This is a genomic window from Parasphingomonas zepuensis (genome assembly GCF_036663735.1).
Lineage (GTDB): Bacteria > Pseudomonadota > Alphaproteobacteria > Sphingomonadales > Sphingomonadaceae > Sphingomonas.
In genome coordinates this window covers 242,184-264,935 of record NZ_JAXOJO010000002.1, presented here as the reverse complement: position 1 = coordinate 264,935, position 22,752 = coordinate 242,184, and the positions used below count along the sequence as shown (strand labels likewise).

Annotated in this window: 17 protein-coding genes and 1 tRNA gene; 6 read left to right on the top strand and 12 right to left on the bottom strand. The window is 62.7% G+C overall.

Annotated elements, in window-relative coordinates:
- Positions 1–157 precede the first annotated feature (157 nt).
- From U1769_RS07685 to U1769_RS07665, 5 genes are all read left to right on the top strand, one after another.
- The gene (locus U1769_RS07685) at positions 158–1,531 is read left to right on the top strand and encodes a class II 3-deoxy-7-phosphoheptulonate synthase (RefSeq protein WP_332714378.1); all 1,374 of its coding nucleotides are present in this window, start codon (positions 158–160) and stop codon (positions 1,529–1,531) included.
- Between the two features lie 219 nt (positions 1,532–1,750).
- Positions 1,751–2,779 (top strand): hypothetical protein, encoded by a 1,029-nt coding sequence (locus tag U1769_RS07680; RefSeq protein WP_332714376.1) that lies wholly within the window; start codon positions 1,751–1,753, stop codon positions 2,777–2,779.
- A 69-nt stretch (positions 2,780–2,848) separates the two neighbouring features.
- The gene (locus U1769_RS07675; protein ID WP_332714375.1) at positions 2,849–4,012 is read left to right on the top strand and encodes a lactonase family protein; all 1,164 of its coding nucleotides are present in this window, start codon (positions 2,849–2,851) and stop codon (positions 4,010–4,012) included.
- Between the two features lie 62 nt (positions 4,013–4,074).
- Entirely contained in the window at positions 4,075–5,217 is a 1,143-nt protein-coding gene (locus tag U1769_RS07670) for an L-lactate dehydrogenase (protein ID WP_332714373.1), read from the top strand.
- A gap of 69 nt (positions 5,218–5,286) precedes the next feature.
- Positions 5,287–5,361: transfer RNA gene (locus U1769_RS07665), tRNA-Glu, on the top strand.
- A 218-nt stretch (positions 5,362–5,579) separates the two neighbouring features.
- On the opposite strand, the gene U1769_RS07660 is transcribed toward U1769_RS07665, so the two are convergent.
- From U1769_RS07660 to U1769_RS07640, 5 genes are read right to left on the bottom strand one after another with little or no spacing between them, the layout of a single operon-like run.
- Entirely contained in the window at positions 5,580–6,689 is a 1,110-nt protein-coding gene (locus U1769_RS07660; protein ID WP_332714371.1) for an LptF/LptG family permease, read from the bottom strand.
- A gap of 8 nt (positions 6,690–6,697) precedes the next feature.
- Positions 6,698–7,858, bottom strand: coding sequence for a glycosyltransferase (locus U1769_RS07655; RefSeq protein ID WP_332714369.1), 1,161 nt, complete (start codon positions 7,856–7,858; stop codon positions 6,698–6,700).
- Between the two features lie 13 nt (positions 7,859–7,871).
- A complete protein-coding gene (locus tag U1769_RS07650; RefSeq protein ID WP_332714367.1) occupies positions 7,872–8,390 on the bottom strand; it encodes a DUF2141 domain-containing protein in 519 nt (172 codons plus the stop codon).
- Complete coding sequence (locus U1769_RS07645; protein ID WP_332714365.1) at positions 8,371–9,309, bottom strand: hypothetical protein; 939 nt, start codon at positions 9,307–9,309, stop codon at positions 8,371–8,373. Before U1769_RS07645 ends, U1769_RS07650 begins: the two co-directional genes overlap by 20 nt.
- 30 nt (positions 9,310–9,339) lie before the next feature.
- Positions 9,340–10,509 carry a glycosyltransferase gene (locus tag U1769_RS07640; RefSeq protein ID WP_332714363.1) on the bottom strand — a complete coding sequence of 390 codons (1,170 nt, stop codon included), beginning with the start codon at positions 10,507–10,509 and terminating at the stop codon, positions 9,340–9,342.
- 331 nt (positions 10,510–10,840) lie between these two features.
- Between U1769_RS07640 and U1769_RS07635 the strand changes: the two genes are divergently transcribed.
- Complete coding sequence (locus tag U1769_RS07635) at positions 10,841–11,593, top strand: DUF2334 domain-containing protein (protein WP_332714361.1); 753 nt, start codon at positions 10,841–10,843, stop codon at positions 11,591–11,593.
- Between the two features lie 278 nt (positions 11,594–11,871).
- Here U1769_RS07635 and U1769_RS07630 read toward each other — a convergent pair whose 3' ends face one another.
- The 7 genes from U1769_RS07630 to U1769_RS07600 all read right to left on the bottom strand — a co-directional run bounded on the left by U1769_RS07630 (position 11,872) and on the right by U1769_RS07600 (position 22,658).
- Entirely contained in the window at positions 11,872–14,196 is a 2,325-nt protein-coding gene (locus tag U1769_RS07630; protein ID WP_332714359.1) for a TonB-dependent receptor, read from the bottom strand.
- A 16-nt stretch (positions 14,197–14,212) separates the two neighbouring features.
- Positions 14,213–15,202 carry a FecR family protein gene (locus U1769_RS07625; RefSeq protein ID WP_332714357.1) on the bottom strand — a complete coding sequence of 330 codons (990 nt, stop codon included), beginning with the start codon at positions 15,200–15,202 and terminating at the stop codon, positions 14,213–14,215.
- Entirely contained in the window at positions 15,177–15,740 is a 564-nt protein-coding gene (locus tag U1769_RS07620; protein ID WP_332714356.1) for an RNA polymerase sigma factor, read from the bottom strand. The genes U1769_RS07625 and U1769_RS07620 overlap by 26 nt, the downstream gene beginning before the upstream one ends.
- A gap of 342 nt (positions 15,741–16,082) precedes the next feature.
- A complete protein-coding gene (locus tag U1769_RS07615; protein ID WP_332714353.1) occupies positions 16,083–16,706 on the bottom strand; it encodes an MlaA family lipoprotein in 624 nt (207 codons plus the stop codon).
- Positions 16,707–16,963: 257 nt separating this feature from the next.
- Positions 16,964–20,032, bottom strand: coding sequence for an efflux RND transporter permease subunit (locus U1769_RS07610; protein WP_332714351.1), 3,069 nt, complete (start codon positions 20,030–20,032; stop codon positions 16,964–16,966).
- Entirely contained in the window at positions 20,029–21,177 is a 1,149-nt protein-coding gene (locus tag U1769_RS07605) for an efflux RND transporter periplasmic adaptor subunit (protein WP_332714349.1), read from the bottom strand. Before U1769_RS07605 ends, U1769_RS07610 begins: the two co-directional genes overlap by 4 nt.
- Positions 21,174–22,658 (bottom strand): efflux transporter outer membrane subunit, encoded by a 1,485-nt coding sequence (locus U1769_RS07600; protein ID WP_332714347.1) that lies wholly within the window; start codon positions 22,656–22,658, stop codon positions 21,174–21,176. The genes U1769_RS07605 and U1769_RS07600 overlap by 4 nt, the downstream gene beginning before the upstream one ends.
- Between the last annotated feature and the right edge of the window lie 94 nt (positions 22,659–22,752).

The window sequence follows — 22,752 nt, the reverse complement described above, 5'->3', positions numbered from 1 at the left end:
CACGGGACCGGCGGCCGGGACATTTCGCTTCTTCAGCGAATGGTGAGCGCGACCTCCCCGTTCCGGGGAGGAATATGTCGAAAGTTTTCCTTGATTGCCCCAAAAGCGGTTTTCCCGCATGGGGGCGCTCCAAATCCGTAATCACTGGACGCATGACATGGCCGCCAATTGGGCCCCCGACAGCTGGACCAAAGCCGAAGCTCGACAGCTCCCGACCTATCCCGACACCGCCGCGCTCGACGCGGCGACCGAGACGCTGAGCAGCTTTCCGCCGCTGGTGTTCGCGGGCGAGGCGCGCAACCTGACGGCGGATCTCGCCAAGGTGGTCGACGGCAAGGCCTTTCTGCTCCAGGGGGGCGACTGCGCCGAGAGCTTCGCCGAGCATAACGCGAACAACATCCGCGACACGTTCCGCGTGATCCTGCAGATGGCGGTTGTGCTGACCTATGCGTCGAAGCTGCCGGTGGTGAAGCTCGGCCGCATGGCCGGCCAGTTCGCCAAGCCGCGTTCGGCCGACACCGAAGTGCAGAACGGCGTGGAGCTGCCCGCCTATCGCGGCGACATCGTCAACGACATCGCCTTCACCGCCGATGGCCGCGCGCCCGACCCGCAGCGCATGATCCGCGCGTACAGCCAGTCGGCGGCGACGCTGAACCTGCTGCGTGCCTTCGCGACCGGCGGCTATGCGAACCTGGCGCAGGTGCATCGCTGGACTCATGATTTCATGGGCCGCAGCCCGTGGGCGAAGAAGTTCGCCGAGACCGCCGATCGCATCGGCGAAGCGCTGGAATTCATGAACGCGTGCGGGATCAACCCCGAGACGGTGCCGCAGCTGGCCGAGACGCATTTCTACACCAGCCATGAAGCGCTGCTGCTTCGCTACGAGCAGGCGCTGACCCGGCAGGATTCGCTGACCGGCGACTGGTACGACACCAGCGCGCATTTCCTGTGGATCGGGGACCGCACCCGCTTCGAGGGATCGGCGCATGTCGAATATCTGCGCGGCATCGGCAATCCGATCGGCATGAAGTGCGGCCCGAGCCTGGAGCCGGATGCGCTGCTGCGGCTGCTCGACACGCTGAACCCGGCGCGCGTGCCCGGGCGGATGACGCTGATCACACGCTACGGCCATGACAAGATCGAGGCGGGCCTGCCCAGGCTGATCCGCGCCGTGCAGCGCGAGGGCCATCCGGTGGTGTGGAGCTGCGATCCGATGCACGGCAACGTGATCAAGGCCGCGAACGGGTACAAGACGCGGCCGTTCGACCGGATCCTGGCCGAGGTGCGCGGCTTCTTCGCGGTGCACCGCGCCGAAGGCAGCATCGCGGGCGGCATCCATGCCGAGATGACCGGGCAGAATGTCACCGAATGCACCGGGGGTGCGATCGACGTGACCGAGCAGTCACTGGCCGACCGCTATCACACGCATTGCGACCCGCGGCTCAACGCCGGGCAGAGCCTGGAACTCGCGTTCCTGCTAGCCGAGATGCTCAACGTCGAGATGGCGGAGCGGCGGCGCGCCGCTGCCTGAGGCCGGGCCCGACCGGCGAGGTCGGGCCAGCTTTGTACCTCGGGGATCATCCCAGGATAGCCTGTCGTGCCGTCGCTTCGCGCGGTTCGTAGCGCTGCGTTAAAAATCCGTCAGGCGGTCAATTGAGACCATGGCCCCATTGCGCGCGCGCCGATCGCGTGACATGCTATATCCTATAGGGTTCGCCTAAAGAGCCGAAAACCAAGGGAGATGCATGCCATGAAGAGGTTGATCCTGCTTGCCACCGCGCCGATCGCGCTGCTGTCGATGCCGACCCAGGCGCAACAGGCGCCCGGCCAGGCCTTTGCGGTGGACGCTCAGCCGGCGATGCCGACCAAGACGACGCGCACGGGCAAGCATATCAACCGCATCATCGACATGTGGCAGAAAGGCCAGCCGGTCTATTACACCCAGATCTCCGGTGGCGGATATGAAGAGGGCAAGAAGCAGGCGGCGACCAAGGCCGATTACATCACTTATGAAATGGAGCACGGCCCGCTCGATTTCAAAGAGCTGCACGAATTCATGCGCGGGCTGGTCGATGCCGGCCCGACGCGTACCGGCCACCGCACCCCGGCGGTGATCGTCACTCTGCCGATCCAGGGCACGCCCGACGCGGTGCGCGCCAATGCCTGGATGATCCAGCAGGCACTGGCCGCCGGCGTGCACGGCATCCTGTTGTGCAATGCCGAATCGCCCGAGGCCGCCAAGATCATGATCGAGGCGTCGCGCTATCCCTTCGCGCCGGTGGTGCCCGGCCTGGCCCAGGGCTTCCGCGGCAATGGCAGCCAGGCCTGGGCATCGCAGGTGTGGGGCGTATCGCCGATCGAGTATATGAAGATCGCCGAGCCCTGGCCGCTCAACCCGGACGGCGAACTGATCTTCGGGGTGAAGATCGAAAATCCGCGCGCCGACGCAAATGTCGAATCGACGCTGCGCACGCCAGGCCTGGCCTTTGCCGAATGGGGCCCGGGCGACCACGCCTTCTACCTGCTCGGCGCGCCCAAGCCGCGGGCGCCCGGAACGCCGCCTGGCAGCGGGCCACGCATGGAAGACGAGCCGGCGATGGTCGCCGTGCGCGCGCGCGTGCTGGCTGCGACCAAGGCCAACGGCCTGCGCTTCCTCAATGCCTGTGGCGAGCGCGACGTGATCGACCAGATCAAGGACGGCGTGATGATCTGCACCGGGGGCGACTCGCCGGCCGCCGACAAGGGCCGCGCCTATACCAAGCGGACCGATCCCTTCTGAGCCTGTCCCACGACCATCACAGGCCGCGCCGGGGAGGCGCGGCCTGAATGCCCACCAGAAGGAACGTCGATGAGGACCAAGATCAGCCTGGCCGCCGCGATGATCGCCATGGCGGCGCCCGCCACGCTTTCGGCGCAGATCGCCGTCTCCGCCAATGACGGCAAGCAGCTCCGCCCCGGCGATGCCGGCCGCACCGCCGACAGTGTTTCGGTGATCGACCTGCGCAGCTATCCGCCCCGGACGATCGGCACGGTCGCGGCACCGGCGAGCATGATCGGGCCGCCGGCCGCGGTGGCGGTCGCCCGCAATAGCGGGTTTGCGCTGGTTACCGCCGCGCAGCGCCTGACGCCGGCGGGAGCGATCGAGCTCAGCGATCAGGTCAGCGTCATCGATCTCGCCCGGCCGGACGCGCCGGAACTGGTCCAGACGGTTCAGGCCGGCCCCGGCGCGAGCGGCGTCGCGATCAACCGCGCCGGCACGCTCGCGCTGGTGGTCAGCACTGGCGACGACATGGTCTCCGTCTTCACGATCAGTGCCAAGCGCCTGACGCCGGCCGGCAAGATCCAGCTGCCGGCCAAGGCGCGGCCGACCGACGTCGCCTTCCTGCCCGACGGCAAGAGCGCGATCGTCGTCGCGCAGGGCGCCGGCCAGCTGATGCGGCTTTCCGTTTCCGGCAGCACTGTGGCGCTCGAGGGCAGCACGATCGCGACGGGCGTACAGCCCTATGGCGTCTCGTTCAGTCCCGATGGCCGCTATGCCTATAACACCAACCTGCAGGGCAACGCCTTGCCGGCCGGCACGACCCCCGTGCGCGGGCAGGCGCGCATCGGCACGGTGACGGCGGTGGACCTGCGCAGCGGCGCCGTCACGGCCACGGAAGTCGGCGTCACTCCGGAACACCTGACCTTGTCGCGCGACGGGCGCTATCTCGCCGTGGTCGTGCACAATGGATCGGGCGGCGCGATCGGTACACCGGGCTACTGGCCGCACGGCGCGCTGAAGGTCTTTGGCGTGCGGGGCGCGACGCTGACCCCGATTGCCGAGACTGCCACCGGCGCATGGTGCCAGGGCGCAACGTTCAGCGACGATGCCCGCACCATCCTGCTGCAATGCGCGGTCGACAAGGACATCGAGGTCTATCGCTTCAACGGACGGACGCTCGCCCGGGACGAGGCCGCGACGTTGCGCTTCGACGCGCGCCCGGGCGCGATCGCGACCGCGAACAGTCGTTAGGCGTCCCGCGAGGTGCGGATATTGACGTTGCGGACGCAGGGCATGGCTTTTAGACCCGGCTCGTGACACCGGCCTGCATCGACGACTTCCGGCTGCTCGCCAAGGCGCGCCTGCCGCTGTTCCTGTTCGATTATATCGACGGGGGTTCCTATTCGGAATCGACGATGCGCAGCAATGTCGAGGACCTGCAGCGGCTGAAGCTGCGCCAGCGGATCATGCACGACGTTTCCGGGATCGATCTTTCCACCAATCTGTTCGGGCGCCCGGCGGCACTGCCCGTCGCGCTGGCGCCGGTGGGGCTGGCCGGCATGTACGCGCGGCGCGGCGAGGTCCAGGCGGTGCGGGCGGCGGACCATGCGGGCGTGCCGTTCATCCTCTCCGCCTCCTCCTGCTGCGGTATGGAGGAAGTGGCGACGGCGGCGGACCAGCCCTTCGCTTTCCAACTCTACATGATCCGCGACCGGGAGTTCATGAAGGACATGCTGGCCCGGGCCAGGGCGCTGCGGATCGATACGCTGGTGCTGACGGTCGACCTGATCGTCCACAGCGCGCGCTACCGCGACGTGCGATCGAGCCTGACCGGCCGGCAGGGCATCGCCGCCCGGCTGAAGCGCTTCTGCCAGATCGCCGCCCACCCCTCCTGGGCGATCGATGTCGGGTTGCGTGGGCGGCCGCACACGCTGGGCAATTTCGCGCCCGTCATGCCGGACGGCGCCGGGCTCGACCAGTTCACGGCCTGGGTCGCGCGCAATTTCGACCCGTCGATCACCTGGCGGGACATGGACTGGATCCGCCAGCATTGGGACGGGCGGATCGTGATCAAGGGCGTGCTCGATCCAGCCGACGCCGTCGCCGCCTGTGATGCGGGCGCGGAGGCGATCGTGGTTTCCAACCATGGCGGACGCCAGCTCGACGGCGCGCCATCGACGATTTCAGCATTGCCGGCGGTCGTCCGGGCCGTCGCGGGACGTGCCGATGTGCTGATGGACGGCGGCATCCGTTCCGGCGTCGACGTGTTGCGCGCCCTCGCGCTCGGGGCGAAGGGCGTGCTGATCGGTCGCGCCTGGGCCTATGCGCTGGCGGCACAAGGCGGGCCGGGCGTCGCCCGCATGCTGGACCTGCTGCGCCACGAAATGGCGGTGGCCATGGCCCTGACCGGGCAGACCGATGTGAAAAACCTTTCGGAGGACCTATTATTGTCGTGAAGCGTGCTGGCTGCTCCAGCGTCTTGACGCCTGCCCGCGCGCCCCTTAGATGCCGCCCCTTCACCGCACGGCCCCTTCGTCTAGCGGTTAGGACGTCGCCCTCTCACGGCGAAAACACGAGTTCGATTCTCGTAGGGGTCACCAGCGATTTCAAGCACTTAGCTTGAAAAATGAGCTGCAAAGCGCAACACGTCTAATTTTCGCGTAATAAGCGCAGCGGAAATACCCGGACTTTGCCGGATTGGACGGCGCGATTCCCGCCCACATTTCTTGATAACCCACCCTGTTGGTATCAACACGGCGCCACGGTGTCCCGATTCGGCCCGGGTTAGTCTTTATCTGCTCGGGGGTTGCACCATGCGCTACGCGTTCGGCGAACGGAAGCTTCTGAAAATCCGGCTGGCCCAACGATCCACAAAGCCCCGACCGAAGACCTTCTCGGCCCGGATCAGCCCGAAAACGAATAAGCTCCAGGTAACGAGAATGCCGGCTGCCAGCACTTCGGGCTGGCTCGAGTGACCATCAATCAACGGCGTTATCATTTTCAGACCCACCACCAGCGAAATTACCCCGACGAGGATTCCAACCGCCCCCGACTGTCGCCTCGGGGGCTTACCCAGGATCAGCGCCAGTAGCGGTAGTGGCAGGACGAGCAGTGCCCAAAGGCATCGCCCATAGACGGCCGATCGACTTGCAGTGGTGCCGCTCAACCAAAGCAGACTAATATCGGTCCGCCTTAAAGATCCGTCCATCGGCTCCCTTTGTTGCGCGTCTTTTGCTTCGCCAAAACGGTACTCGACTCGTGCGAAGTCAAGCACTCTTGCATCTCGTTCCTGTACGACCTGTCCATCGCGCAATTCGATAGCCGTCGCCCCGGAGGGCGTTTGCCAAAAACGTCCACGCCTTGCCGTGAAGGTGTTCTCTTCTGTCCGAAGGAACAGTCCGACAAGCTCCCCATTTACTGCATCGACCTGGTCGAACAATAGAACGCTTCCGGATCCAAGATCAATGAACTGACCTGCCTGTAGTCGATGGCCGAATTCACCGTTTTCCATGCGCTTGCCGATTTCCGCCAGATTGGATTCGCCGGCAGGCATTAGCCAGCCCTGGTTCAATATCGTCAGGAGACTGACCATCGCGGCGAGCATGAGTGGAAACCGCATCCATCGCAAAGGAGCAATTCCGCACGCCTCGATCACGTCCAGCTCTCCGCCAAGAGCGAGCTTTCTTATGGTCAGGGCGATGCCCAGAAACAGTCCGACAGGTAAACCGATGCCGCCATACTCTGGGAGCAAGGCCGCTACAGTATGCGCCACTATGTATCCGCGGTGCCCAGACTGGCTGGTGATCTCCAAAAGACGCGGAAGATGTTCAAGGATCATCAGTGCAATGACCACGGCCAGCACACTGCCCATCGTCCCGAGTATTTGAGCCAGAATATAGCGATCAAGAACAGGGATGCGAAAAATCATTGCCGCGCTCATGCAGCGTGGGAGAGTTCGCCCGAGGTGAGGTTTTGGTAGATCGCAAACAAGGCTGCGAAATGATCGCCCAGCGCTCGCGCTGTGCAGCCGGTCGAGCGCGCGGCAAAGCTTTCTGGTAGAGATAGAATGGCGCGCACCAGGTCCGCATGATCCGCCGCACGATATGACAACCCCACCCCGCCCCTGGCAAAGTCGGCTGCACCGCCCCGATCCGGCACGATGACTGGTATGCCGCTGGCGCTTGCCTCCGCTGCAGTCATGCAGAAGGTCTCCGCCTCACAGCCATGCAGCAAAGCGTCGGCGCTCGCGAGCACGCTGGCAAATCTCTCCCGATCGCGTTCCGGGCGAAACAGCCGGATATGGGGATTGCCGCCTATCGACCGCAGGATGTTTGTATCATCTCGGCCTTCACCAAAGATGGCCAGGCCCACCTGGCGATGCCGACCAGCGATCGTCACCGCCTCGACCAGCATCGGCAGACGCTTTTCTGGCGCAAGTCTGCCGGCGGCCACGAGCAAGGTTGCGTCAGCGTCGAGGCCGCATTGAGCGAGCAGGCTTGCGCGCAGGTTTCCGTTGCGCTTGCCGGCCGAAAAGCGTTGCGCCTCGACACCCATCGGGACGGTTACGACATTGCCCACGCCGCCGGCCTTCATCCGCGATGCCAAATCTTCGCTTGCACAAATCACTGCATCATAAAGTCGTCCTAGCTGGCGCAAGTGATCCCAGTATCTCGCAAATCGTCGGTCGATCGTCTCGCGACTGACGAGGGGTTCGAGCCACCGGTAGGCGTAGGCGGACAGAGGATCGGCGTGCATGATGAGCGCCTTGGGCGTCCCTGGTCGCCAATTTGCAACCATGAGGGGGCTTCGCCACGGCGAGGAAGCTTCGACGAAATCCGGTGCCAATTTGTCAAGCGTGGCATGGAGCGCTCGTTCGTCGTTGAAATACCAGTATTTCCCGTCCAGCGGGAAGCGCGGGGAGGCAATCGTCTGTATGCGAGCGCAGGGCCCAAACTCGACAATTGCATCGTCGTCGGCGGGTGCCAGGATGGTGATATCCTGCCCCATGCGTTCTGCTATCGCCATCTTCTGGCTGACATAGGTTTTTACGCCACCACCTCTGGGAGAATAGAACGCGCAGACGTCAACGATCTTCATCGGCATTTTCCAGTCATCGGATTGGGCGCATGCCGAAGCCGCGCCGATAGTTCATCACGATCTCGATCCGTGTCGGGCCCGCGCGCGCTATCGCGCTCGCATCGGCAGCGGCAGGCTTGCTCCATCCAAGTCTGGGATTGCCCGCAAAGCCTATTCCATCGACGCGCCAGCTGAACTTCCGGTTGCTGTCCCGGTCATGCAGCAGGCTGACGGCATAACTGCCTGCCGAAGGAACCCGTACACAGAGCTGGACCGGCCCCGAACCGGGGACTAACTGTTCAACCCTGCGGAAGGTCTTGCCAGCCGAAATGAGGATATTGTCATCTTCCAGGAAGTCTGAGGCATTTGCCGGGTAGACTTCGAGCTTGAGTTTGCCAGTGCGGTCCTTGAGCCCTTCAACGTTGACCAGAAACGAGGGTCCGAGCTCCTTGGAGCGGCATCTGCCTTCAGCCGTGCCAAGGTCCGGCGTCGACTGGATGGTAGCGGCGACCAAAAAGGGACTGGCCATGAGGCTAAAGAGCAGGGGTTTCATGGCTTCTCCCCTTCGAAAGCAGGTCTGCAATTGCGAAGCTCAGCCCGACAAGCACATGAGTCGCAAGGATCAGTCCCGCCATCAGCGCCATCAGCGCCGTGATTTCGACTTCGCCGCCGAGTGCGAGGACAGCTATTCCTGCGAAAACGACGTCCTTGTTCGGTACGAAAGGCAGCCGGGAGATCAAAAGGCGTATGGTCACCAGGACGAGCCACCAGCCAAGTGCGACGTCCGGCAACACAAGGTGCCATAGAGCTGCCGAGAGAATGGTCGTTGCAAGAATTCGGAAGAGGTGTACCGCGAACACCATCTTGAGTTCTTCTCTTTCGAGCGAAAAAAGCGAACGGCGCAGCAGCATGACCGCAAGCGAGCTTCCGATCACGAACGCGAGCGAACAAGCGATTGCGGTGACGTGGTCATGAAGCGGCAACAGCCTCACGAATGGAAATGCGACCGCGAGGAAGACAAGGGTCGTTACATTACCCGCAACAGCCGAAAGCACGGTGACGTCCTTGACCGCTCCGAACGGAGAGGTCACGAAGTTGAGGTTCCGGCGTGCCCAGCCGTAGAAATAGGCCTCACCGAGATAGCCGACCAGTAGTTCGTTGTAGATGAGCTTACGGATCAGAGCTCCGAAGGCGCTGACTCCAATCCCCCAAAGACGTTGGAAAATGAACCAATCGCTCGCCGGTCCGATCAGGTAGCTGACGGCGAACAGGCCCCAGAATGTCAGCGAACTGGGCACCAGCCCGAGTATCTTGGCAAAATCGAGGTCGCGCGCCTGATAGATCGCGGCGCCGACGACGATCAGCGACAGGATTGTACCAAGGACGCTGCCAGGAGCCGGCATCGCCTTCCGGTCCTGCGGTTCGAATGCGAACGTTCCAGTCGGCGCGAGCGCCAGAGTTTCAGTGGGCATTCCTGGGCCTTGCTCGGTGGTAAGTGCCCGCTAGACACCGCCGTCGTGCCATACCCTCATGCTGCTGAGCATTTTCTCCCGACGCTGACGGCGAGAATCGCTGACCAAAGCCGCGAGCTTGGACAGATAGAGCTGACCAGAGCATTCCAACGTGAAGCTGCCGGCAAGGCCTTGCATGGCCGTTCGATCCGGCCGCAAATGCCTCGCGACGTTCATCGCTGTGCCCAGGGTATCGGGATCTCCAGGAGAAACCACCACGCCAAACTGCCCATAGCCCGTCAGCCACTCCATGCTGACGCAGCAGTTCGTAGCGGCGATCGGCAGGCCCGCGGCCAGGGCTTCCAGAATAACTGCAGGCGCTCCTTCGTAGTGAGATGAGAGGACAAACACGTCCGCTTCTGCGTACAGGCCTCGAACATCGTCGACGTGCCCGACAAAGCGGACTCGCGACCGCAGGCCTAACGCATCTGCTCGTTCGACGAGACGTTCGCGCTCGGGACCATCTCCGGCAATGACCAATGTGTCTTCGGGCCAGGCGTGGTGTGCAAATGCCTCGAGAAGCAGTATTTGATTTTTCTGCGCGGCAAGCCGGCCAACCGTAAGGAAGCGGCAACCAGCTTGCGCCTTTTCGGCTAATCTTGAACCGGAAAGCTGAAGCAGTTCGGATTCGGACAACGCTGGGTCGGGAATGACGCAGACCTTGTTTTCCGGGAGCGCCAATTCGCGCTCGACTTCAGCGCGCATCGGGGACGCGATCGCTATGAAGTCATCGAGGACGGCACCCTGTACTCTTAGCCACCATCGATACAATGGCCGGACAAGCTTCGGTAGATCACGCCGCTCCAGATCGTTGCTGATCTTGACGAGAACAGGAGGGCATTGATCACCCAGGAGAATCTTCATGGCCACGCAAACAACGGTGTAGGTGTTGCCTGGACAAAAAACGGCATCGACCTTTTCCACAAGCAGGAACTGGAAGAGGGACCAGATCATCCAGATCGTCTCCCACCCATCGGTTGAAAACGGTTCTCGCATGACGCGATAGTCGAGGTCAGGAACGGAACCGACACAAGCTCCGCGCCTTCGGCCAAGGACGATGACAGGTTCATGCCCGGCGTCTCGCCAATGCTCGGCGAGACGGAGCGCGACACGCTCCACCCCTCCTGGTTCGAAGCTATGGATGGGAATGGCGATACGCATGCCGATTAGACACCGACCATATCCAGTACCCACACTGCTCTGCGGCGCATTCCAGGGCTGGAGCTCGCAAAAAACAACGTGACGCGGGCGGCGAGGTGGCTGCTGCTCAGAAGCACTTTCCGCCAGGGCGATCGTGACTGCCCCTCCGCATTGACGGGCAAACGTCCTTCGGAAATTTCTGGTGAGGTATTCCCGACCTGCCGGTGTCTCAAGGCAGCAGGGAGAACGATGAGATGTCCGATGCACTGACGCCGCGCGGAGGCGTACGGACCATGGACGACCATTTCAGCAAGCCGTTCGTTCCCTGTCGGCGGCTGATGCGGGAGACGGCATGACCAGGCATCTCCTTGTTTCGGTGCACGACGTCGCCCCTCGTTTCGAGGGTGAGGTCGATCGCCTGCTCGACGTGATCGGCGAGACCGTCGGGCAATCGAGGGTGACCATGCTGGTCGTCCCCCGGCACTGGAATAGCGAGCCGATCCGCCCCGGCTCACCATTCGCGGCGCGGATCCGCGGTTGGTCGCAGCAGGGCGTCGAGATGTTCGCCCACGGATGGACCCACCGCGACGATTCGCGTCACGTCGGCCTCGCGGCTTTCAAGGCGCGGCACATGACCGCGAGCGAGGGCGAGTTTCTCGGGTTGTCCGAGGGCGAGGCGCTGCTGCGCATGCAGCAAGGCAAGGCGCTGATTGAGGACATTATCGGCGCGCCCGTGCGTGGGTTCGTGGCGCCGGCCTGGCTCTATTCGGAAGGCGCCCGAAACGCGCTCGGCGAGGCGGGTTTCGAGCTCGCCGAAGATCATATGCGCGTCTGGGCGCCAATGGAGGCAGACCGTCGGCTGGCTGCCGGCCCGGTTATCACCTGGGCCAGCCGCTCGCGGTCGCGCCGGGCGAGTTCGCTCGCCGCGGCTCTGGTCCTCCGCCGCGCGCTGCGCCGATGCCGCGTCGCACGCGTCGGCCTCCACCCGGGGGACACGCGGCACGAATCGCTGCTGGCGAGCATCCGGGCGACCCTCAAGACGCTCGGCGCCACCCACACGCCGGCGAACTATGTCGATCTGCTGTCTAACGAAGCCGCCCGTTGAGCCTCCGGCGTGCAGCGTGGCCGATCAGTCGCGGCGATACTGTATCTGCGCCCTGTCAATGTGGGGCTGCGCAATGGATGGCGCGCGGTGACGAGCTCCCGGAATGGAACACCGAGACGCCCTCGTTGCCCGACCGCAATGCGCTCAGCCCGAACCACGCTGCTGTTCCTGCCCCTCGAGCAGTCCGCCGGCCGCGAGCACGAAGGCACCGGTGCAAATCGACGCAGCCCGCGCGCCACGAGTCCAAGCGTCTCGCAGCGCTGCAATCCTGGATTGCGTCAGAAACGCATGTCCAGCCCCAGCCGGATCGTACGCGGACGCAGGGGCGTAATCTGATCCCGTCCGGTCACACCGAAGGGATTGCCGAATGCAAAGGTATTCGCCCTTATGTTGCCGACATTGCGAACATCGAGTGAAAGACCCACGCGAGCCAGATCGAGCCGCAAACCGACATCTGCCGTAAAATATTTCCCCTGCTCAATGTCGAGCAGTGGAGCCGGTCCGAGGAAGGACCTGCCGACATAGCGCAAAGAGGCGTTTGCGGTGACGAGCGCATCCGCCCCGACCTTCTCCTGCCACTCGGCGGCCATCCTGATTCCGTCCCGCGGAACATTGGGCAAGGTCGCATCCGACGCAGCGAAGCCCGGTGCCGGTTCATAGACATTGCTGTCGTTCTGGAAAGCGCTGATGGAAAGGCTCATGCCCTTGAGGGGACGCAACTTCAGCTCCCCATCTAGCCCGTAAATGCGCCCATTCCCGATATTTGCGGTGTTGATGAAGCCGGCAGTATCGATGATATCCGCCTGGATCTGCTGCCAATCGACGCCAAAGACTGCAGCGCGCACCTCAATCCAATCGCGCTCGCCGCTTCGCCAATGCAGACCGAGTTCAATCTGCGTGAGATCGTCAGCCGCGAAATTCGTGCCCTCGTCTGCCGATCCTTCGCTCGCAACGGTAAAACCGCCCGGGCGAAAACCCTGTTGAAAATGGGCATAGGTCGCGAGCCGCGGCGCGATCTGCCAACTGAGCGCTGCATCACCGGCGAAACGGAAGCGCGTCGCGGACTCCCTCTCGGGCGCTCCTTGCGCCTCGTTCAGCAGCCTGCCGAGATTATGCGCGCCGGTAATCCGTCCGCCAACAGTGGCAGTCAGAGAACGGCCTATCGGAAACGACTTTTGGCCGAAGAACGAGATTTCGGACCGCTCATTTTCGACGCCCACCAAGCGCTGCGGATCGTCGGGCGTGCCCAGCGTACGCGAAATCGCGCTGATGTTATAAAGACCCGATAACCCGACAACCCACGGCGCCCGCGTACTGCCGCCGGCCAGTCGCGTCTCATGGGCGATGAAGGTGATCCGGTTCAGTTCGTCGAACAAGCGCGGCTCGGACGTGCCGTCGGCTCCGGTCGCATCGTAAACGGATTGCAGTTCGTGCCGGACCAGCGAGGTCGCGGTGACAAGTTCACTGCCGCTGTCCATTGTCTTGCGGGCGACAAGATAGGCAAGATTATAGTCGTTGCGAAAAGGCTGCGCCAAAGTGCTGCTACGGGAAAGCGGCGGATCGCCCTTCAGAACATATTGGCTGTCCCTGCTGTCTATATTCTGAATCACGGCACCGACATCGAGCGTCCAACCGGCGAGATCCTTACGCCGCAACGCCAGCCGGCCACCCGCGCTGTGCCCCCTGTTTATGTTGCTCAGGCCACGTGCCGGGTCATCGATATAGCCCGCGTCGCGCGCACCATAAATGACAGCGCGCACCGCCGATCTGTCACCGATCGGCACGTTGAACATCGCTGCTACATCGGCTCCTATCCCTCCCGATTGAGTTGCGCTGACGCCAGTCGCTGCAGAGCCATATGTTTCAGCCAGGTCAGGCACGTTGGGAACGAGCCGGACCACGCCGCCCAGAGATCCTGCGCCGTACAATGTGCCCTGCGGCCCAGCGAGAACCTCGATCCGTTTCAAGTCATAGAGATTGAGATCGGGATCGGGGGCGTTATAGTTAAGGCGGACATCTCCGAAGTATTGACCTACCGTAGACTGTGTCGGGCCATTGAAGCTGCTATCGGCAATGCCGCGTACGTATATCTTGTTTCGACCCCGTCCAAGATTGGTTGAATTCAAAACCGGCATCATATCCATCAGGGCCGCGCTACCGAGATGTGCATTGGCAGAAGACCACTGCTTCTGCGGCTCAATGATGTGAACTGAGCCAGGATATCTTGTCACTGTCACATTCTGCTTGCTGGCGGTAACAATGATGTCCGCCGTCGGCCCAGGGCTGGGGTTGGATGAGCCACTGGTTTGCTGCGGAAATCGATTGGGTATAATCCGCTTGCGAACAATCCTCACGGTTACCGAATCGAGAAATATCACCTCAGCGCCAGTGCCCCGGATGGCACGCGCCAGCGCCGCGCGCGCGGAGAGATTGCCCCGGACGCCGGGCGAAGGGCGTGCAGCGAGTTCCGGATCTGTGACTGCTACCGTGATGCGCGCGCGCGCGCCGATTGCCGCGACGACTGAACCAAGCGGACCGGCCGCAATATCAAATTGCGCCGCATGAGCGGCGGGGGCCCCTCCCAAGCAAGTCGCAATCATCATCGCGACCGCGCATTTCCTATCGATCTGCACTGCCAGCTGGCTTCATGATCCATCCATCTGGTGTGCGCTCGATTTCGACGTCCAGCGCTACGGCAAACCTTTTGAGTTGTTCGGCATCCTTGCTCGACAATGTGAGGCTGCCCGAAAATGGCCTTGCGGCTATACCAGGCGCAACCTCTATACGCAGGCCGAGCGCGCGGCCGAGGTCTGCTGCCACCTGTGAAAGCGGCGCTCGGGAATAAATCAGCGAACGGTGCTGCCAGCTGCCTACAGCATCTATTGGCACCCCACCGAGAATGACCGTATCCCGATCTTCGCGATCCAACAGCGACTGGCCAGCGTGCAGCGCAATGGCGGCACCTGACGGGTTGTATACGATTTTGCCCTCGCGAACCGCCACTCTGACCTCGCCACCGTCATGCACGACGTTGAACTGCGTTCCTGCATCCTCCACGATCTCGCGTCCGACGGTCACTCGGAACGGATTGTCGGTATCGTGGCGTACTCGAAAGAAGGCTTCTCCCCCCTCCAACGACGCAAAGCGTGGATTCTTCCTGTCAAACCTCATGCGGGTCGAGCCATTCAATATAACCTCGGTCTCACGATCGAGGGTAACGACCTTGATTTCACCACCGCGGGTTGCAACCTCGTACAGATCCTGGCCCCCCGTCGGCAGGACCACAATCGCGATTACTGCAGCAGCCGACGCCGCCAGCCCTCCGGCAACGAGTGCGAACGGCCATTTGCGCTTAAGTGCTTCCGGCGCAAGATCGTCTGGCCCATCATTCGCCGCTTCACGAAAGATGACGTGGGGGAGCAGATCATCCAGCGCGAGATCGTCCTGCTCGACCCTATCATAAGCCAATGCATGGCGTTCGTCTTCGGCCAGCCACTGTGCGAATGCCTCCCACGTGTCATCGTCTTCCTGACGAAGACGGATATGCCATTCGATGGCTTGCGCTTTCACGCTGGCGTCTGCTTCAGATGGCATGGCGATCCCTATCATCCGTCAGACTCCGCCCGCTGGGCGTTTCCTCATCCAATCGCAGCCTGGCGGCCGAAATGTCCTTATAGGCGCGCGCGAGATGCTTCTCGACGGCGCTGATGCTGATGCCAAGTTCGGTGGCGATCACGCGTTGCTGCTCGCCCTCGATGCGGAAACGACGAAAGATCAGACGGGTGCGCTCGGGGAGCCTATCCAAGACACGCTGGAGTATTTCTACCTGCTGCCTGGCGATGAGTTCCGCCTCTACTGATGGCTGATTGTCCATTTCGCCGGCAGACCCGTGCGCGGCGACCCAGTCGTTCTCGCGCCTGGAACGTCTTCCGATGGTGCGGCGATGCACCAGGAAATGATTGTTGACCATCTTGTATAGATAGGCCCGTGGCTGGGCAATCGGACCTGTCGCCACGCCCAGGAGCTTCAGATGAACGTCTTGAAGAGCGTCCTCGGCTTCATCCGGCGACGCTCCACGGCTCGAGAGAAAGCGCAACAGCGCAGGTCTCATCTCAAAAAAGAGCGAGCTTAGACCACTGTCTTTCAACGCCGGTAAACTCGCATGCAATCAAACCTCGAAACGGATCGCCGGAGGATAGCGGACCTGCCGATGCACAGATTTATCATATCGCGGTACGGCGGGCTTGCACCATCCATCGAAACGCGTCAACCGCACGGCAGACGCGCGCGGCGACGCGACCAGAATGCATGTGCGGCCCAAATCGCGCGCCCTGATCAGCATTCGCTAGAGAGGCGCTTGTTCATTCCACATACGGGTCGCGTTTCATCTTCTGGTGCGGCGCGATGTCCTCTTATGGTTGCCGCACAACAAACTTGCCACTGGTGCGCGCCACCGTAGAAATATTTAATATAATCATCACGGATATAATCATTCATTCTTACCATAGCCTCTAAGCTGATCGATTTCGGCCTGCCGTTGAATGAGATATTTGGATCGAACTGCAGAATAAGGATCCGCATTTTCGGTCATATTTTTCCGTATGGCATCATCCGCTTCTGCGCGCTCATCGATCAACCTTATGGCGGTGGTCGGGACTACAAAAAACGGATCACTGAAAGGCCTGCCCACAGCGACAGGCAATAGCGAAATGTCGCCCAGGCGCCCCGCCAGGTCGCGGACGGTCGTCGGGCCGATCAGGGGAAGGTACATATATGGCCCAGGCTTCACGCCGTAATAACCCAGTGTGTAGGCAAGGCCGTTCGTGCGATAGGGCAGATTGAAGGGCCGTTTTTTCGCGACATCGAACAGCCCGGCAACGCCTGCCGTCGAATTGATCGCCAACCGGCCGAGTGTTTCCAGGCTTTTCCCCGGCTTGAGCTGCAAAAGGTAATTCACGGCCACCGCCGGCTCGCCGAGATTGCGCAGCGCATTGCGCAAGCCACTGCGGACGGGCGAGGGTATTGTTTTCTTGTACCCGCGCGCCACTGGCCCGGTAACGGCCTTATCGACCGACTGCGTGACGTTGAAGGACGTCGTATTGAGGCCGCGCATTGGATCGCTTCGGGGCGGTGCTGGCCTGGCCGTGACCACTATCTCCCCTTCAGTCTGCGTCCCGGCGGCCGGGATCTCTCTTTCCGGAGCACTCGGGAGTTGGTCGCCGTCCATCGATCGGTTGGCCATATCAGGTTGCGGGGCGGACTTTTGCTCGGCTCGCCTTTCCGACGCCTGATCCATTGCCGGCGCAGACTGAGCAGTGGGCACTGAACCCCAAGCCGCCACGTACGCAACCACGAGTAAGGAGGAAAAGATCATAGGGTTGCATGTCCAGATTGAGGTTGATGAGACGCTCGCCGGAATAGCCGGCGAGCGCTTTGCTCCAGGTCGTCCACCAGCTCGAAGATGACCGGCACGACCAGCAGGCTCAGCACAGTGGAGGTCAGCAAGCCGCCAATGACTGCAATCGCCATCGGTTGACGGAAACTGGCGTCTGCGCCGATGCCCAGGGCAAGCGGCGCCATGCCTGCGATCATCGCCACGCTCGTCATGATAATCGGGCGCGCCCGCATCCGGCAGGCTTCCAGCAGAGCCTGCTCACGCGATAGTCCGTGGCTCTTCATCCCCAGGATCGCATATTCGACCAGCAGAATCGAATTCTTGGCAACGATACCCATCAACATGACGAGGCCGATCATGGCCGTGAGAACCAGGGCGCTGCCGCTCAGAAAGAGCGCAAGGAAGGCCCCGCCTATCGAAAGCGGCAGAGCCGAAAGAATGGTGACAGGCTGGAAGAAATCCCGAAACAGGAGCACCAATACGCAATAGATGCACAGCACGCCGGCGGCGAGCGCGGTCAGGAAGCCCGCGGAAATATCCTCACCAATCTGCGCACTGCCGTCCGGGATGAGCGATACCGTCGAAGGCATGGCGCGAATGGCGGGAAGCATCTCGACCCGTGCCAATGCGTCACCTTGCGCCATCCCGTTCAGGTCGGCACTCACAGCGACAAAGCGCTTTCGATCGTAGCGGTCGATCCTCGAAAGATCGCTTGCCAGCGAAATGTCGGCGATACTCTCCAGAGCGACGACGCCATCGCGGCCGGCGACACGCAGATTGGCAAGTGTGGAAAGATTCCGGCGCGCTTCGTCGGCCATGCGCGTTCGGATGAATATCTGTCGGTTGTCGAGATTGAGGCGACCGACCTGAGCGTCGAAATCGCCACGCGTTGCGATCCGCACCACATCGCCGATCGCCTCGGTCGTTACGCCACGCTCGGCTGCCCGTTGGAGATCGGGCCGGATCACGATTTCCTGCCTTTCGGCACTGGCCGTCGAGTTGATGTTCGACAATGTGCCAAGCGCGCGCAGCTCACGGACCAGGCTCTGCGCAGTCTGGCCGAGCGCTTGCACGTCCTCGCTGGCAAGGATGAGTTCGAGCCTTTCGCTACCGCCATCGCCGACCGAAAAGCGGGCTCCGGGAACGCCGGTCAGGCTTTCACGGACGGCCGCCTCGATTGACGTCTTGGACGGGCGGTCTCCCCGCGGCGCCAGGATGAGGCTCAGAGATGCCTGGCGGATCTCCCCTGACGTCGATTCACCCGACTGGCCGATGGTGGTGAAGACATTCGTAATGCCCTCCACTCGCGACAGCGCCCCACGTACCTGCTCGCTTGTCTCGACCGTCGTCTGCAGGGCTGTTCCCGGTGGCAGTTCGATCGACATTTCGGTCAGGCTGCGGTCGTCGGACGGAAGGAAGCCAGTCGGGATCAAGGGCAGGAGTGCGAGAGACGCGGCCAGAAACGCCAGTGTCGCGGCGATAGTGGCTTTGGGGTGAGCCAGGCACCATCGGACCTTCGAGATGTAGAGCCGTTCCTGGATGACGCGCGCATTTTCGGTTTCGGTCCGCCCGTTCCCCTTCAGGAAATAGGCTGCCATCATGGGTGTCAGCAGGCGAGCGACCAGAAGGGAGGCAAGCACGGCAATGACTGCGGTCCAACCGAAAGGCTTGAAAAACAATCCGGCATAGCCGGTCATCAGGGCGGTAGGCAGGAATACAGCCACCAGACTAAGCGTGGTCGCAATGACGGCCTTGGCGATCTCGTTGACCGCCTCCTCGGTTGCTTGCAGCGCCGGTTTGCCCATGCGCCGATGGCGTTCGATATTCTCCACCTCGACGATGGCATCATCGACGAGGATGCCTACGACCACGGCCAGCGCGAGCAGGGTCAGGGTGTTGAGCGTGAACCCGAGCCAGTAGATCGCGGCGAAGGTCGGCAGGATCGATAGCGGAAGCGCGGTCGCCGCGACCATCGTCGCCCGCCAGTCGCGCAGGAACAGCCAGACGACAAAAATGGCGAGCAACGACCCCTCGTAGAGCATTGCAATCGATGCTTCATATTGCTCGATCGTATAGTCGATCGACCCTCCTACCGGGGTCAGCGCTAGTCCGGGTGTCCGGCTCTCCAGTTCTTTAAGTGCGGCCCTTACGCCTTCTGCGACCGCGACCTCGCCAGCTCCCCTTGCCCGATAGATATTAAGACCGACGACCGGCTTGCCGTCCAGCATGGCGATTTGCGTGCGATCCGCATTGCTATCGCGGATCGTCGCGACCTGATCGAGCCGTATCCTTCGTCCATCCGACAATATCACCGGCAACATCGCCAGCTCGGATGCCTGCCCGACCAGTGCGACGGTACGGATCGATTGTTCTTCCCCGCCGAGCTGTCCGCGACCGCCCGAAGATTGCTGCTGCATCTGCCGCAGCGCACGCGAGACATCGCTGGCGGTTGCGCCTACACTTGAAAGACGGACGGGATCGACGATGACCTGGGCTTCGCGCTCTATGCCGCCGACACGCTCGACCTTGCCGATACCGGGGACTGCGCGGACCGCCCGGACGATGGCGTCATCGACGAACCAGCTCAGCTCCGCCTCATTCATGCGCTGAGACTGGACGGCCAGCACCAATATTGGTTCCATGGTGAAATTGGTGGTCGTCACCGTGGGCGGCAGCAAGGCCGACGGCAGATCCGAACGGATGGAGTCGATCGCGTCCTTGGTGCGCATCTGCGCGTCGGACAACATCGTCTCGAGGCTGAACTCCGTTTCGATCCCGACCGTGCCGTCCGTGATCGTCGTCGTAACGTGCCGCACCCCTTCCAGCGCGGCGACCGCATCCTCGATCGGCCTTGCGACTTCGGTTTCCAATTGCGTGGGCGTAGCCCCGGGCAGGACCGCGGAAACGGATACCAACGGCAGGTTGATGTCGGGAAGATCCTGCACCGGTAATCGCGAGAAGCCGAACAGGCCCGCGATCGCCAGAAGAATGAACAGCAGGATCGACGGGATCGGATTGCGGATCGACCAGGTAGCGAAGTTCATGGTCGAGCCTTTCCGGCGTCTGCGATGTCGACCACATCGCCATCATCCAGAAATGCCGCGCCCCGTCGCACCAGAATTTCTGCGCCGGAGAGACCACGGACGATCTCGACCTGATCGTCATTTCGACGTCCCGTCGTGACAGCGCGCAAGGCGACGTCCGACCTCTTGCCCGGTGTGGACAGAAGCATGACGTAACTGCGACCGTCGCGTATCACCACGCACTCGGCCGGAACGACCAGTGCTTTGGACTCGCCCACAGCGATGGCGCCACTGGCGTACATACCCGCGCGCGCGCGACTGCCGGGCAGGATATCTGCATAGACAATTCCAAGGCGGGATGCGGCATCCAGTGTTGGCGCGAACTCGCGGATCTTCGCCCGCGCATCGCTGCCGCCGGGAAGGCTGAGAGTGATCATCTGATCGCGCCGCGCGACCTCGATATGCTGCGCCGTCAGTTCACCGCGCCATTCGAGACGGTTCTTGCGGATCATGCGGAACAACTCCTGTCCCGCGGGTACGACCGCGCCCGTTGTCGCGCTGCGCGCGCTGATCACGCCATCGTCCGGTGCCCGAATAGAGGTATATTGCAGTTCGAGCCGCTTGGCCGCCAGAAGCGCTGACGCGGTCCTGGCCTCGGTCGCAAACTGTAGCGCATCCTGATCGCTTATGCCGCCAGCGCCCTGGAGCCCCCGGGCTCGGCGATCATTGGCATCCGCCTGATCACGCCGGGCCAGCAATTGCGCCTCCTCCGCGCGCAGGAGAGCCGCATTGAGCCGCGCAAGGACCTGTCCGCGCCGCACCTGATCGCCGACGTTCGCACGCAGCTCGATCAACTGGTAGCTGCCGATCTGGGTGCCGATGCTGGCTTCTTCCCACGGTGCAATGGCGCCCTGCGCAATCAGAACATCCGGCCATGTCGTGCGCCGTGGCGTCGCCGTCGTGACGGTGAGCGCGGCACGGGATTGCCCGGACGCCGTCGGCCTGTCCTCGGGTCGCAGAATGATATGATACAGCGCTACGCCCATCGCCAGCATGAGCACCAGACCGATACCGATCGCCCAAGCACGTCTTCGGGATGGCGACCTTAAGCCGTTGCCATTCGGCGCAGCATCGATTTCGGACATCGCTGTGGTGGAGCCGTTCATTGGGGCTTATTCTCGCTTTCCAGCGTTGGCAGGGCTTCCTGATCGGCGGCGGGACCGGTCCGCCGCATCAGCGCCACCCATGCGCGCGCGCGATCGGCCGCCGCAGCGATTACGCCTTGCTGCGCACGGTTGAACTGCCGGCGGCTGTCTTCCAGCTCGAACTGCGAGATCGCGCCGGCGCGCCAGCGCGCCGCGTTGGCGTCGAGCGCGAAGCGCGCGGTATCCAGCGTTTCCCGGGAGGTCTCGATGCGCAGCGCGGCCGACTGCCGGGCGGCCAGGGCATCCTCGATGTCGCGGATGGTGGTGCGAACAGCCAGGGAGAGTTGCGCAACCGCCTCGCGGTAGGCGGCTTGCGCCCTACGGACGTTACCCGCTCCTGCCCCACCATCAAACAGCGGCGCTGAAAGCGTGGCTCCGAGGGAATTGCTCGTAAAGGACGTACCCGACCCGAGAGCCCCTATCCACTGCCCGGTGAGCACCGCCGCCAGATCGATCCGCGGCAGCCGCTCGGCGCGGGCGACGGCGACTTCCGACCAGCGCGCGGCCGCCTCGTTTTCGGCCGCCATCACGCCGGGATTTCCCAGCAATATGGTCGCGGGAAGCGCGAGGCCGGAGGACGGTGGTACAGGCAGCCAGGGTTCGTGCACGCCCTGACCCGGGTCGTGCGTGGCCGCGCCATGCGGATGCATAGCGATAAGGCTGCGAACCTTCGATGCTTCCAGCCCGCTCAGTGCCACCAGGGCATCGACCAGCCGCAGACATGTTTCTTCCTGCGCAATCCGATCGGTGCGGGTGGAAGCGAGATTGCTTTGGGCCGTCGCTAGTGCCACCGGCGCGATACTGCCCAGGGCGAGCCGGGCGCGACTGATCGTCAGTTCGGTTTCTCGTGAGGCGATGTCGCGGTCGCGCACCTCCTGCGTCAGGATACATGCACGCAGCGCGATAGCATTGTCGGCGATATCTCCGATGATCGATAGTCGCGCGCTTCTCGCCTCCGCCGTTCGTGCGCCGACGCGATGACGCGCGGCATTCGTGCCTTCACGCACCCGCCTCCAGAGATCGAGTTCCCAGGAGAGCCGGGGGCCAAGGGCAGCAGACGTCTGATAGCTGGGGCCGCCCGAGGGATCGAAGCGATCACGCGTTCGCGTGACGCTGCCCTCGATACCGATCGCCGGCACCTTTCCAGCGCCGCGCACCGCGACCAGGGCACGCGCCTGTTCAACCCGCGCGGCCGCCTCGGCCAGTGTCGGGTTATCGATCAGACCCACCGAAACGAGATGATCTATGGCCGGATCGTCCAGCTGCGACCACCAGTTTGCCCGGTCCATGAGCACCGTCGACGGCGATGGAAGCGATCCACCAGCGCCGTTGGTCCATGAAGTCGGCATGTCGAGTGCTGGTCGACGATAATCGGGTTGCAGGGCGCATGCGCCAAGCAAGATGGCGGGAAAAGCCATTCCAGCGCGAAGGAAGGTCGCCATAGGGATATAGTGTCCACCATCAGCACAGGTCGTGCCTGCCACTGACAAATTGATCGGTCGTTGGGATCCGGGCGCCGGGAGGCAGTTTTGCTCC